This window comes from Bradyrhizobium sp. 147 (assembly GCF_023073935.1).
GTDB lineage: Bacteria > Pseudomonadota > Alphaproteobacteria > Rhizobiales > Xanthobacteraceae > Bradyrhizobium.
In genome coordinates this window covers 77,864-89,880 of sequence record NZ_JADPKL010000089.1, presented here as the reverse complement: position 1 = coordinate 89,880, position 12,017 = coordinate 77,864, and the positions used below count along the sequence as shown (strand labels likewise).

Sequence of the window (12,017 nt, the reverse complement as noted above, 5' to 3'; positions counted from 1 at the left end):
CCCGGGCTTGTCCCGGGCATGACGCTACTGGCGGCATTAGGCTCTAATAATCCACCTTCACCAGATACAGCCCCTGCGGCGGGGCGACGATGCCGCAGGCGGCGCGACTGCGGGCGGCGAGTGCGGCCGACAGATCATCGGCCGTCCAGCGTCCCTCGCCGACCCAGACCAGCGATCCCACCATCGAGCGCACCTGGCTGTGCAGGAACGAGCGCGCAGAGGTGACAATGGTGATCTCGCGGCCGTCGCGTATCACGTCGAGCTGATCGAGCGTCTTCTCCGGCGACTTGGCTTGGCACTCGGTATCGCGGAACGTCGTGAAGTCGTGCTTGCCGAGCAGACGCTGGGCTGCTGCATGCATCGCGTCACTGTCGAGCCGGCGCGGCACGCGCCAGGCGCGACCGACGTCGATGGCGAGATTGGCGCGGGTGTTGATGATGCGGTAGCGGTAGTGGCGCTTGATGGCCGAGAAGCGTGCCTCGAAGGTCTCGGGGACGATCTCGGCCTCGAGCACCGCGATCGGATGCGGGCGCAAATGCGCGTTGAGCCCGTCGCGAAAACGATCCGGCGCAAATTGCTTGCCGATGTCGACATGCGCGACCTGGCCAAGCGCGTGCACGCCGGCATCGGTGCGGCCAGCGCCATGCACCCGCGCGCCCGCGCCGGTCATCGCCTTGACCGCGGCCTCCAGCGCGCCCTGCACCGAGGGCAGCGTCTCCTGCACTTGCCAGCCGAAGAACGGCGCGCCGTCATATTCGATGGTGAGCTTGTAACGGGGCATCGTGTCCAGTTTCACCGTCATTGCCCGCGAAGGCGGGCAATCCAGTACTCCGCAGCCTATCAGATCAACCGAGAAGCCTCGGCGTACTGGATACCCCGCCTTCGCGGGGTATGACAGTGTCAGCTGAATTTCGCGCCCGCCCTCACAGGCACGCCGCGCAGAAAGTCCGCGGCCCGCATCCTGGCCTTGCCTTCGCGCTGCAGCTCGAGGATGCGAACCGCACCCTCGCCGCAGGCGATGGTGAGGTGGTCGTCGAGCACCTCGCCCGGCGCACCTGAGCCGTTCGCCAATTCACATCGCAGGATCTTGACGCGCGCATTTTCGCTGACGTCCACAAGCTCGGTCCAGGCGCCGGGAAACGGCGACAGGCCATGGATGTGGCGCAGCACCGCGCGTGCGGGTTTGGTCCAATCGATCCGCCCCTCGGCCTTGTCGATCTTAGCGGCATAGGTGACACCGTCCTCGCTCTGCTTTTTGAGCTGGAGCCCGCCGCGTGCGAGCGCCGCCATCGCGCGCACCATCAAATCGGCACCTAACCGGGACAGGCGATCGTGCAGATCGGCCGCGGTCATGCTGTCGGTGATCGCGATGCGCTCGGCCATGGCGACGTCGCCGGTATCTAAGCCGACATCCATCTTCATCACCATCACGCCGCTTTCGGCATCGCCCGCCATGATGGCGCGGTTGATCGGCGCGGCGCCGCGCCAGCGCGGCAAGAGCGAAGCGTGCAGATTGTAGCAGCCGAGCTTCGGCGCATCGAGGATCGCCTGCGGCAGGATCATGCCATAGGCGACGACGACGGCGGCATCGGCATCGAAGGCGCGAAACTCGTCGAGCGCTTCCGGCGTCCTCAACGTCTTCGGCGTCAGCACGTGAACGCCGAGTTTTCGCGCGGCTTCTTCAACCGGAGTGGGCTGCAATTGCAGGCCGCGCCGTCCGCCCGGCTTCGGCGCGCGGGTGTAGACGGCGGCGATCTCGTGGCCATGCGCGACCAGCTCGAGCAGCGTCGGCACGGAGAAATCGGGCGTGCCCATGAAGATCAGGCGGAGGGGCATGTGGAAGACCTGCGAAAGGCGCAATCCCGTGACAGTCATTCCGGGGCGGCGCGAAGAGCCGAACCCGGAATCTCGAGGTTCCGGGTTCGATGGTTCGCATCGCCCTGGAACGACAGAAAGCCTACTCTACCCCGCGCGCTTGGCGGCCTTCTCGAACTTCTTCATGACGCGGTCGCGCTTCAGCTTCGACAGGTAGTCGACAAACAGGACGCCGTTGAGATGATCGATCTCGTGCTGGATGCAGGTGGCATAGAGGCCTTCGGCATCCTCTTCGTGCAGCTTGCCGTCGAGATCGGTGAAGCGCACGCGCACCTTCGCCGGGCGCTCGACCTCCTCGTAATATTCGGGGATCGAGAGGCAGCCTTCCTCGTACACTGAAAGTTCCTCCGAGGAGGAGAGAATCTCCGGATTGATGAAGACGCGCGGCTCGTGCCTGGTCTCGCCGTCCTCGTCGCGCTTGGCGAGGTCCATGGTGATCAGCCGCAGCGGCTGCGCGACCTGGATCGCGGCGAGGCCAATGCCAGGCGCGTCGTACATGGTCTCGAACATGTCGTCGGCAAGCTTGCGGATCTCCGACGTGACCTTCTCGATCGGCTTGGAGACCAAACGCAGCTGCTTGTCGGGCAGGATGATGATTTCTCTTAGGGCCATGGCCGCGATTTAAGCTGCGTGTCGGGTGCGGTCAATCCGGCGCGGAACTCCGTTAACCCTCCGCTAACCATAAAACTTCAGATTTCGTTAACCATAAGAATCAACGGGACTTTGGCCATAGACGTTCGCTATTCGTTCGTGGAGCCCGGCGAATCGGCTAGAAGGGTCGGCATGAACGAGATCATCTTCGTGCTCGGCGACTGGCCGGTGCGCACCATCGACGCGCTGATCGGCTTCGGCGCCCTCGTCCTCATCCTGCTGGTGGTGATTGCCGTGGTGATCGCGCGCTCCGGGCGGCGCGGCGCGGAACTCGCGATGGCCAATGCCATCCGTGCCGACGAGCTCGAGGAGCGCGTGAGCGAGGTGCTGCGGGCGCAGAGCGAGGCTTCGGGCCGGGTCGACGCCATGACCCAGGCGCTGGCCGGCCGCCAGGCCGAGATGGCACGGGCGGTCAATGAGCGGCTGGATTCGGTGACGCATCGCGTCGGCCAGTCCATGGAACACTCCACCCGCAACACCATGGAGAGCCTGCGCGCGCTGCATGAGCGGCTCGGCATCATCGACAGCGCGCACAAGAACCTCACCGACCTCACCACCCAGGTGACGACCCTGCGCGACGTGCTCGCCAACAAGCAGTCGCGCGGCGCCTTCGGCCAGGCGCGGATGGAGGCGATTGTCCAGGACGGTCTTCCAAAGGGGTCCTACGAGTTCCAGTTCACGCTCTCGACCGGCAAGCGGCCGGATTGCGTCGTGTTCCTGCCCGACCAGCGCCCGCTCTGCATCGATGCAAAATTTCCGCTGGAGGCGGTGACGGCCCTGCACGATGCCCGCACCGACGAGGAGCGGCGGATTGCCACGCAGCGGCTACGCGGCGACGTGATGAAGCACGTCAGCGACATCGCCGAAAAATACCTCGTCACGGGCGAGACCCAGGAGATGGCGCTGATGTTCGTGCCGTCGGAATCGGTCTATGCCGAGATCCATGACGGCTTTGACGACGTGATCCAGAAAGCGTACCGCGCTCGCGTGGTGCTGGTGTCGCCGTCGCTTTTGATGCTCGCGATCCAGGTGATGCAGCAGATCATGAAGGACGCGCGCATGCGCGACGCAGCCGACCAGATCCGCACCGAGGTTATCAAGCTCGGCGACGATTTGAGTCGTCTGCGCGACCGAGTGCTGAAACTGCAAAAGCATTTCTCCGACGTCAACGAGGACGTCCGCCAGGTTCTGATCTCGGCCGACAAGATCGAAAAGCGCGCCGGACGTATCGAGGAGCTCGATTTCAGCAAGAGCGATGCCCCCGATGCCCCACGGCTGGTAGCGACGGGCGCGGGCGAGGTGTTCCCGAGGAAGCTGCAGGCAGGGGAGTGAGATTTGGGGCACACTGTCATGCCCCGCGCAGGGGGCATCCTGTACGCCGCGGCAATCGTGGTTGAGCCGAGGCGCTGGTGATTACTGGATCGTCCGCCTTCGCGGACGATGACAGCAGTAGGGGTGTCGCATGAGTGCACGCCATTACTACGTCTACATTCTCGCCAGCAAAATTGGCGCAACGCTCTATATCGGCGTGACAAATGACCTCATCCGCCGGGTCGCAGAGCACAGATCAAAAACTCGTCGAGAGCTTCACGGAAAAGTACGACGTCGCAAGGCTGTCTACTTTGAGCAGTTCGATGATCCCGAGAACGCAATAAAGCGCGAGAAGCGCCTTAAGAAGTGGAACAGGGCCTGGAAGATCCGGCTGATTGAGCAGCACAACCCGAACTGGGATGACTTGTATCCCGGAATAGCCGGGCTGCCATAAGGTCGTCATGCCCCGCGAAGGCGGGGCATCCAGTACGCCGCGGCGGTCCTATTGGATCGAGACGCTGGTGGATACTGGATCGTCCGCCTTCGCGGACGATGACAGCGGAGAGGGCGACGACACCTCCCTTGTGGCGGCCAGAATCTGCTAACACCTCCGCATGACCGCACCCGACGCGACCTCCTCCGCCGGCGCTGCCGCCGCCTCTTGGCGTGACAGCCTTGCCGTGTACCTGCAACCGCGGGTGCTGATCGTGCTGTTCCTCGGCTTCTCATCCGGCCTGCCGCTGGCGCTGTCGGGCTCGACGCTGCTGGTGTGGATGCGCGAGGCCGGAGTCGATCTCAAGACCATCGGGCTGTTTGCGCTGGTCGGCACGCCCTACACGCTGAAATTTTTGTGGGCGCCATTGGTGGATGCGATGCATGTGCCGCTGTTCACCCGCGCCTTCGGGCGGCGGCGTGGCTGGCTCTTGTTCTCGCAGATGTTGCTGATCATCGCCATCCTGCTGCTGGCGCTCACCGATCCCGCGCGCTCGCCGTTCTACGTCGCGCTCGGCGCGCTGCTGGTCGCAACCATGTCCTCGACCCAGGACATCGTGGTCGATGCCTTCCGTGTCGAGAGCTTGCCCGAGAGCGAGCAGGCAGCCGGCATGGCCGCTTATGTCGCGGCCTATCGCATCGGCATGCTGGTCTCGACCGCGGGCGCGCTGTTCATCGTCTCCGGCTTCGAGGGCACCGGCATTAGCCGGCAATCGGCCTGGATGTGGGGCTATGTGGTGATGGCGGCGATGGTGCTGATTGGCACCATCACGGCGCTCCTCGCAACCGAGCCCGAGCAATCGGTGCGGGCGGAAGCTGCGACAAAGGCCGAGACCGCGTTCGCGCGCGTGCTGCGCGCCGCGATCGGGGCGTTCTCGGAATTCCTGTCGCGGAAAGACGCGCTCGCCGCGCTCGCCTTCGTCGTTCTGTTCAAGTTCACCGACGCGTTCTCCGGCACGATGACCGCGCCGTTCGTGATCGACCTCGGCTTTTCCCGCAACGATTATGCGGCGATCGTGAAGGGGGTCGGGCTCGCCGCGACGTTGCTCGGCGGCTTTGCCGGCGGTTTTGTCGCGCGGCGTTATTCGCTCGCGACCAGCCTGTGGATCGGCGGCGTGGTGCAGGCACTCGCCAACCTTTCGTTCTCCTGGCTGGCGTTCGTCGGCACCAGCCAATGGGCGCTCGCCTTCGCCATCACGGCTGAGAACTTCACCAGCGCCATCGGCACCGTGATCTTCGTCGCCTATCTCTCCGCCCTGTGCAAGAACCCGTTGCACACGGCGACGCAATACGCGCTGCTCACCGCGCTCGCGGCGGTGGGGCGAACGTATCTCTCCTCAGGTGCCGGCTTCGTGGCTGATACGACCGGCTGGGCGCTGTTCTTCGTGATCTGCGTGCTGGTGGCGATCCCGAGCCTGGTACTGCTGGCCTGGCTCCAGAAGCGCGGGCATTTCAAGACGCTGGGGCCAGTCAGGGTATAGGACCGACGTCTCGCCTTCATCGTTGCGAGGAGCTCTTGCGACGAAGCAATCAAGACCGTTTCCGCGGAAGAATTTCTGGATTTGCTTCTTCGCTCGCAATGACGGCGGAGAAAGCCGCGGCAAGGGGGCAATCGCGAGCCATTCCTACTGCTTCTTGATCAAACTCCACTTGGTGATCACGGCCTCGCTCATCTGGCCGGCATCGCTGGCGCAGGCGATCTCGTCAACCTTGACCGAGATTTCCTTGCCGACGAATGATTTCAGCTGCGCGGCCTGCGCGTCGCTGGAGGTGACGAGCTGGAAGGTTTCGGGGCCGGTCTCGAGATTGCACAGCCCGTTCGGGGGCGGCAGGCGGCGCGGCTCGGAGGTGATCTGGTAGGTTGCAACGCGCTTGCCGTTCTTGAGGTCGCGCACCTTCATCGCATTCAACTCGCCGGAGAGCACGTCGCCGGTGTTGATCGGCTTGCCGGGCTTGGACGGCGGCAGCGCCTCATCGCCCTGCTGCGCGGAGATGGCCGGGCTCACCAGCATCATCATCGTCGCAACCAAAGCCGATCGTATGGCGAAAGGTTTCGTCATGTCGTCCGTTCCGTAAATTCTGGATGGCTAGAACAGGGTACGCTGCCGCATCGCAGCCGATAGCGTACCTTCATCGAGATAATCAAGCTCGCCGCCGACAGGAACTCCATGGGCGAGCCGCGTCACCTTCACATTGGCGTCCTGGAGCAGGTCGGTGATGTAGTGCGCCGTGGTCTGGCCGTCCACCGTTGCGTTAAGCGCCAGAATGATCTCGTGCACCTGCGAATCATGCGCGCGCGCCACCAATGCGTCGATGGTGAGGTCCTGCGGGCCGACGCCGTCGAGCGGCGACAATGTCGCGCCGAGCACATGATAACGCCCCTGGGTGGCATTGGCCCGCTCCAGCGCCCAGAGGTCGGCGACGTCGGCGACGACGACGATGATGGAGGGATCGCGCTTCGGATCGGTGCAGACGGTGCAGGGATTCTGCGTATCGATGTTTCCGCAGGTCTTGCAGACCTCGACCTTGTCGAGCGCGACCTGGAGGGCCGACGAAAGCGGCACCATCAGCGCTTCGCGCTTCTTGATCAGATGCAGCGCCGCGCGCCGCGCCGAGCGCGGGCCGAGGCCCGGCAGCCGCGCGAGGAGCTGGACCAGCCGCTCGATCTCCGGACCTGCAACGGCGCCCATATTACTGGCCGAACAACCCCGGCGGCAGGCCGAGCCCGCCGGTCAGGGCCTGCATCTTCTCCTGCATCGCAGTCTCCGCCTTGCGGCGGGCATCGCCGAAGGCGGTGACGAGCAGGTCTTCCAGCACCTCGCGCTCGTCCGCCTTCATCAGCGCAGGGTCGATCTTGACGGCCTTAACGTCCATCTTCGCAGTCATGCGCACCGCGACGAGGCCGCCGCCGGAGATGCCTTCGACTTCCACGTTGGCGAGTTGGTCCTGCATCTCCTGCATCTTGGATTGCAGCTGCGCCGCCTGCTTCATCATGCCGAGAAAATCAGCCATCGGTGCTCGTCCTTGGAAAGAATGGCTCAGAGCTCATCGTCGCCGTCGGAACCGTCGGGCGGATCGTCACTGCCATAGTCGGCGTTAATATTGGCTTCCGGCAGCTCGGGGGCAAGCCTGCGGACCTCGACGACCTTCGCACCGGGGAAACGCGACAGCACCTCCTGCACGCGCGGATCGGCCTCGGCGGTGCGCGCATGCTCCTGCTTCGCGGCCTGGTTCACCGAGCGCAGCGTCGGCTGGCCCTGCTCGTTGGAGACGATCACGGTCCAGCGGCGCCCGGTCCACAGCTCGAACTTTTTCGCGAGCTCGGAGATCATGGTCTTGGAGGCGTTGGGCTCGAGCGCGACTTCCAGCCGGCCCTCCTCGAAGCGGACGAGGCGCATGTCGCCTTCGAGCGCGCTCTTGGTCATGATGTCGCGCTTCTGCCCGGCCAGCGCGACGAGCTGGGTGAAGCTGGTGACGCGCAGCACCGGCGCTGCAGCTTGCGGATCCGGCGCGGGCGCCGCCATTTGCGGCCGGGCGCTGGCACCGAACGGGGACGGCGCGGATGTCGGCATGCGAACCGGCGCAGCAGACGCGACCGGTGCGGAAGGCGCGCTGCGCGTGACACTGCCGCTGCTCACGACCGGCGAACCGCCGCCGTTCTGCTCCAGCATCCGGATCGCCTCGTCCGGCGTCGGCAGGTCGGCGACATAGGCAATGCGCACCAGCACCATTTCCGCCGCCGCGGCGGGACGCGTCGCGGCCTGCACCTCGGTGATGCCCTTGAGCAGCATCTGCCACATCCGCGACAGCACGCGCATGGAAATCTTGGACGCGAAGTCCCGCGCGCGGACCCGCTCGGTCTCGCCATAGGCGACGTTGTCGGCGGTCGCCGGCACGATCTTCACACGGGTGACGAAATTGACGAACTCGGCGAGGTCCGAGAGCACGACGATGGGATCGGCGCCGACATCGTACTGGTCGCGGAACTCCTTGAAAGCGGCCGCGATGTCGCCGCGCGCCAGTGAATCGAAGAGATCGATGACGCGGGTGCGATCGGCGAGGCCCAACATCTGCCTGACGGCATCGGCCTTCACGGTGCCAGCCGCATGCGCGATCGCCTGGTCGAGCAGCGACAGCGAATCGCGCACCGAGCCTTCGGCGGCGCGGGCGATGATGCCAAGCGCCTCGGGCTCGATCTCGACGCTTTCCTTGGCCGCGATGTTGGCGAGGTGCTTCATCAGCACGTCGGCCTCGACGCGGCGCAGGTCGAAACGCTGGCAGCGCGACAGCACGGTCACCGGAACCTTGCGGATTTCGGTCGTGGCGAACACGAACTTGGCGTGCTCCGGCGGCTCCTCCAGCGTCTTCAGGAAGGCGTTGAACGCCGCCGTCGACAGCATGTGGACTTCGTCGATGATGTAGACCTTGTAGCGGGCGCTGGCGGGGGCATAGCGCACGCTGTCATTGATCTGGCGGACGTCGTCGACGCCGGTGTGCGAAGCGGCGTCCATCTCCAGCACGTCCATGTGCCGGCTTTCCATGATCGCCTGGCAGTGCACGCCGAGGGTCGGCATGTGGATGGTCGGGCCCTTCACCGAAGCATCCGGCATCTCGTAGTTGAGCGCACGGGCGAGAATACGCGCGGTGGTCGTCTTGCCCACGCCGCGGACCCCGGTGAGGATCCACGCCTGCGGAATGCGACCGGTCTCGAACGCGTTGGAGACGGTGCGGACGACAGCCTCCTGGCCGATCAGATCATCGAAAGAGGAAGGGCGGTATTTGCGCGCCAGCACGCGGTAGGGTGCGGCGGCCTGGCTCGCGCTGTCGGGATCGGGAGGGGCGCCAGCGTCGATCATCGGTCGATCCGCAATGAAATGTCTGTTGGCCGGCTTTTGCGGAAAGGAGCGCGCCAGCGGGGGGCCGCTGGCGCAATTCGCTCGAAAAACAGGTAGGAGACTGACGAGCGACCCGATCCGGACCTCGTTAGGGCTGCTTCCTTCCGGACCTGACCCGGTTGGCGAGTGGCTCGTCCACCGCCAATCTCCCGGTCCCTATTTGGGGCCAAAGGAAGCGGAAAGCAAGTCGGCTGTCCACGGACATAGTTTCCCTGTCGGGGGCCATCCCCAATCCAGCATACCTGCCGGGTACCGCCAGATCGGATGCCGAGCGTGGTCAGGGCACCTGCCCCGGAACCTCAGCCATGTGCGCAAACTGCTTGCGATATTCGGCCGGCGTCACGCCGACGTGGCGAGCGAAAGCGCGCCGCAAGGTATCGGCATCCGCAAATCCACAACGAATCGCCACTTGCTTTGGCGCTTCGTTACCGAACTCCAGCAGCCGCCTCGCGGCGTCGACGCGGGCTTCTTCGACCCAGGTCGCAGGCGTGATACCTACCTCGGCATGGAACAGCCGCGCGAAATGCCGCGGGCTGAGTTCCATGCGTTTGGCCAGATTCGCAACCCGATGGTCCAGACCGGGATTGGCGGCGACCCAGCGTTGGAGCTCCTGCAATGCCGCACGCCCGGCAGGAACGGCCGCGCCCTTGCGGGTGAATTGCATCTGCCCACCGGGCCGCTTGAAGAACATCACGAGTTGGCTAGCGACTTTCATCGCGATCCCGCGTCCAAGGTCTTCCTCCACCAGTGCAAGCGCGAGATCGAGCCCTGCGGTCACGCCGGCTGCTGTGCGAAGTTTTCCGTCGATGACGTACATCGCGTCCTTGTCGACCGTGACCGACGGAAATTTACTCGCGAGGGTATCGGCGACTGCCCAATGCGTCGTAACCCGCCGGCCGTCGAGAAGGCCGGCCGCCGCAAGGAAGAATGCGCCGCTGCACACCGACCCGAACCGCCGCGTCCTGGACGCTCGCTGGCGAAGCCAGCCGACCACACTGGCATTCGCGGGGATCTCGGTAGCGTTCGGGCATCCGGCGACCAGCAGGGTGTCGATCGGCTCCTGGAAGTCGCGGTCGATGATTCGGTCCGGCATTAAGCGGATGCCGGAGGAGCTGAGGATCGGGCCCGGCTCGGTCGCAGCCACGAAAAGCGCATAGGCCGCACGGCCGGCCTGCACGTTGGCCTCGGCGAACACGTCGAGCGGCCCGGCGACGTCGAGAAGCTGCACCCCTGGCAGCGCAACGATCACAACAGTCCTCGATTTTGGCTTCCCATTCATGTCCGCCTCGGTGCAGATTTGTCCGTTTTAGACGTATCGCGTCAATTGCAGACAGAATAGCCCAGACTTAGCTTGCCAGCCACCAGAGATTTTCAGGAGAACGTCATGTCGAAAATCAACGAAGCCGCCCAGATTCCCGACAGCATGCTCGCGCGTGCCATTACCGAATATATCCGCGACACCGAGACGGACCTGCTCTTCAATCATTCCAGCCGCGTCTACCATTTCGGGGCGCTGGCAGGCATCCGCCGCGGACTGAAGTTCGACCGCGAGCTGCTTTACGCCGGCGCCATGTTTCACGATATCGGCCTGATGCCCGGCCATGGCAGCAAGCACGAGCGGTTCGAAGTCGATGGCGCCCACGCGGCGCGCGATTTCCTGCGCAGCCACGGCATCCCGGAAGCGGATGCCTACACGGTCTGGAGCGCGATCGCGCTGCACACCACGCCGGGCATTCCCCAGCACATGCATCCCGTCGTCGCGCTGGTGACCGCTGGCGTCGAAATGGACGTTCTCGGGCTCACCTACGACGAATATCCCGATGAGGAACGCGAGGCCGTGGTGAAGGCATTTCCGCGAACGGCGCACTTCAAGGAAGACATCATCCAGGCGTTCTACGACGGCATCAAGCATCGGCCCCAGACGACGTTCGGCAACGTCAAGGCCGACGTCATCGCCGACAAGGAGCCGCATTTACATCGCGGCAATTTCTGCAGCGTCATCCGCAACTCCCATTGGCACGGCTGAGCCCTCGGGACCCACATCATGTCGCGGCGCGCCGCCTTGCGCTCACACATCATCGATAAGGAAACCGTTAGATGACTGACAAGCCGCGAATGGGTTAGGCGTCTTCGCGCCTATCGCAAGGCGATCCGGATGGAATTCGGCGATACCAGAGAGGCACGAGGCTGGTCACTACGAGTCTTCGTCAAACGAGTCCCTCGGCAATGGTCCCGGATCGGCGCGCTTGTCCAGGGCGACGATCGCGTATGCAGTGGCGGCGGAGCCTCAACCTTCCCCTCGCTGACTCCGTATCGTATGGTCGGCTCCAACAAGCCCGAACCCGTCGGGCCCATCCGGAACCTCCATGCCCGAACCCGCCTGGTCGCTGCACTCCCGCCTGAAAGAGGACACGATCGACATCGGCGATCTGCCGCTGTCGAAGGTGCTGGTCATCAAGGACGCGCATTATCCCTGGCTGCTGCTGGTGCCGCGGCGGCCCGATGCGATCGAGATCATCGATCTCGACGAGGTGCAGCAGGCGCAGCTGATGACCGAGATCTCCCGCGTCTCGCGCGCGCTGAAGGAGATCACCAAATGCGACAAGCTCAATGTCGCCGCGCTCGGCAATCTCGTGCCGCAGCTTCATGTTCATATCATCGCGCGCCGCACCAGTGATGCGGCTTGGCCGCGGCCGGTGTGGGGCGTGATGCCGCCGCTGGCGCACGACGCCACTGAAGTGCAGAATTTCATCAGCGCGCTCCGCCGCAAGATTTGGTTGGGTTGAAAGAAAA

13 protein-coding genes and 1 other RNA gene are annotated in these 12,017 nt (G+C 64.5%); 5 read left to right on the top strand and 9 right to left on the bottom strand.

The annotated features are described in order from the left end of the window. Positions 1–43 precede the first annotated feature (43 nt). The 3 genes from truA to def form a co-directional block, all read right to left on the bottom strand. On the bottom strand, positions 44–781 hold the full coding sequence (gene truA, locus IVA87_RS21500) for a tRNA pseudouridine(38-40) synthase TruA (protein ID WP_247302877.1): 738 nt from the start codon (positions 779–781) through the stop codon (positions 44–46). Positions 782–900: 119 nt separating this feature from the next. Further along, on the bottom strand, positions 901–1,836 hold the full coding sequence (gene fmt, locus IVA87_RS21495; protein ID WP_247302768.1) for a methionyl-tRNA formyltransferase: 936 nt from the start codon (positions 1,834–1,836) through the stop codon (positions 901–903). 126 nt (positions 1,837–1,962) lie between these two features. Further along, positions 1,963–2,487: a peptide deformylase gene (def, locus tag IVA87_RS21490; RefSeq protein WP_247302766.1), complete on the bottom strand. Its 525-nt coding sequence runs from the start codon at positions 2,485–2,487 to the stop codon at positions 1,963–1,965. Positions 2,488–2,658: 171 nt separating this feature from the next. Between def and rmuC the strand changes: the two genes are divergently transcribed. The 3 genes from rmuC (at position 2,659) to IVA87_RS21475 (ending at position 5,810) form a co-directional block, all read left to right on the top strand. Beyond that, a complete protein-coding gene (gene rmuC / locus IVA87_RS21485) occupies positions 2,659–3,858 on the top strand; it encodes a DNA recombination protein RmuC (RefSeq protein ID WP_247334920.1) in 1,200 nt (399 codons plus the stop codon). Positions 3,859–3,988: 130 nt separating this feature from the next. Beyond that, on the top strand, positions 3,989–4,291 hold the full coding sequence (locus tag IVA87_RS21480; protein ID WP_247302762.1) for a GIY-YIG nuclease family protein: 303 nt from the start codon (positions 3,989–3,991) through the stop codon (positions 4,289–4,291). A gap of 160 nt (positions 4,292–4,451) precedes the next feature. Further along, a complete protein-coding gene (locus IVA87_RS21475; protein ID WP_247302760.1) occupies positions 4,452–5,810 on the top strand; it encodes an MFS transporter in 1,359 nt (452 codons plus the stop codon). A gap of 144 nt (positions 5,811–5,954) precedes the next feature. On the opposite strand, the gene IVA87_RS21470 is transcribed toward IVA87_RS21475, so the two are convergent. The 6 genes from IVA87_RS21470 to IVA87_RS21445 all read right to left on the bottom strand — a co-directional run bounded on the left by IVA87_RS21470 (position 5,955) and on the right by IVA87_RS21445 (position 10,503). Next, positions 5,955–6,389, bottom strand: coding sequence for a hypothetical protein (locus tag IVA87_RS21470; RefSeq protein ID WP_247302758.1), 435 nt, complete (start codon positions 6,387–6,389; stop codon positions 5,955–5,957). Between the two features lie 27 nt (positions 6,390–6,416). Then, entirely contained in the window at positions 6,417–7,019 is a 603-nt protein-coding gene (gene recR / locus IVA87_RS21465; RefSeq protein ID WP_247302756.1) for a recombination mediator RecR, read from the bottom strand. 1 nt (position 7,020) lies between these two features. Further along, the gene (locus IVA87_RS21460) at positions 7,021–7,341 is read right to left on the bottom strand and encodes a YbaB/EbfC family nucleoid-associated protein (protein ID WP_247276423.1); all 321 of its coding nucleotides are present in this window, start codon (positions 7,339–7,341) and stop codon (positions 7,021–7,023) included. 26 nt (positions 7,342–7,367) lie between these two features. Beyond that, positions 7,368–9,185 carry a DNA polymerase III subunit gamma/tau gene (locus IVA87_RS21455; protein WP_247334918.1) on the bottom strand — a complete coding sequence of 606 codons (1,818 nt, stop codon included), beginning with the start codon at positions 9,183–9,185 and terminating at the stop codon, positions 7,368–7,370. 92 nt (positions 9,186–9,277) lie between these two features. Then, positions 9,278–9,374: signal recognition particle sRNA small type (gene ffs, locus IVA87_RS21450), an RNA gene on the bottom strand. Between the two features lie 127 nt (positions 9,375–9,501). Continuing rightward, positions 9,502–10,503 (bottom strand): GlxA family transcriptional regulator, encoded by a 1,002-nt coding sequence (locus IVA87_RS21445; RefSeq protein WP_247334915.1) that lies wholly within the window; start codon positions 10,501–10,503, stop codon positions 9,502–9,504. 105 nt (positions 10,504–10,608) lie between these two features. Here IVA87_RS21445 and IVA87_RS21440 point away from each other — a divergent pair, with 105 nt between their 5' ends. Both IVA87_RS21440 and IVA87_RS21435 read left to right on the top strand, forming a co-directional pair. Continuing rightward, positions 10,609–11,250, top strand: coding sequence for an HD domain-containing protein (locus tag IVA87_RS21440; RefSeq protein WP_247334913.1), 642 nt, complete (start codon positions 10,609–10,611; stop codon positions 11,248–11,250). 340 nt (positions 11,251–11,590) lie between these two features. Then, entirely contained in the window at positions 11,591–12,010 is a 420-nt protein-coding gene (locus IVA87_RS21435) for an HIT family protein (RefSeq protein ID WP_247276420.1), read from the top strand. Positions 12,011–12,017: the final 7 nt, after the last annotated feature.

Bases quoted from the DNA above. Each gene is read 5' to 3' on its own strand.
- fmt (WP_247302768.1), bottom strand. From the start codon at position 1,836: ATGCCCCTCCGCCTGATCTTCATGGGCACGCCCGATTTCTCCGTGCCG.
- IVA87_RS21455 (WP_247334918.1), bottom strand. From the start codon at position 9,185: ATGATCGACGCTGGCGCCCCTCCCGATCCCGACAGCGCGAGCCAGGCC.
- IVA87_RS21480 (WP_247302762.1), top strand. From the start codon at position 3,989: ATGAGTGCACGCCATTACTACGTCTACATTCTCGCCAGCAAAATTGGC.
- IVA87_RS21445 (WP_247334915.1), bottom strand. From the start codon at position 10,503: ATGAATGGGAAGCCAAAATCGAGGACTGTTGTGATCGTTGCGCTGCCA.
- def (WP_247302766.1), bottom strand. From the start codon at position 2,487: ATGGCCCTAAGAGAAATCATCATCCTGCCCGACAAGCAGCTGCGTTTG.
- recR (WP_247302756.1), bottom strand. From the start codon at position 7,019: ATGGGCGCCGTTGCAGGTCCGGAGATCGAGCGGCTGGTCCAGCTCCTC.
- IVA87_RS21470 (WP_247302758.1), bottom strand. From the start codon at position 6,389: ATGACGAAACCTTTCGCCATACGATCGGCTTTGGTTGCGACGATGATG.
- IVA87_RS21475 (WP_247302760.1), top strand. From the start codon at position 4,452: ATGACCGCACCCGACGCGACCTCCTCCGCCGGCGCTGCCGCCGCCTCT.
- IVA87_RS21440 (WP_247334913.1), top strand. From the start codon at position 10,609: ATGTCGAAAATCAACGAAGCCGCCCAGATTCCCGACAGCATGCTCGCG.
- IVA87_RS21460 (WP_247276423.1), bottom strand. From the start codon at position 7,341: ATGGCTGATTTTCTCGGCATGATGAAGCAGGCGGCGCAGCTGCAATCC.
- truA (WP_247302877.1), bottom strand. From the start codon at position 781: ATGCCCCGTTACAAGCTCACCATCGAATATGACGGCGCGCCGTTCTTC.
- IVA87_RS21435 (WP_247276420.1), top strand. From the start codon at position 11,591: ATGCCCGAACCCGCCTGGTCGCTGCACTCCCGCCTGAAAGAGGACACG.
- rmuC (WP_247334920.1), top strand. From the start codon at position 2,659: ATGAACGAGATCATCTTCGTGCTCGGCGACTGGCCGGTGCGCACCATC.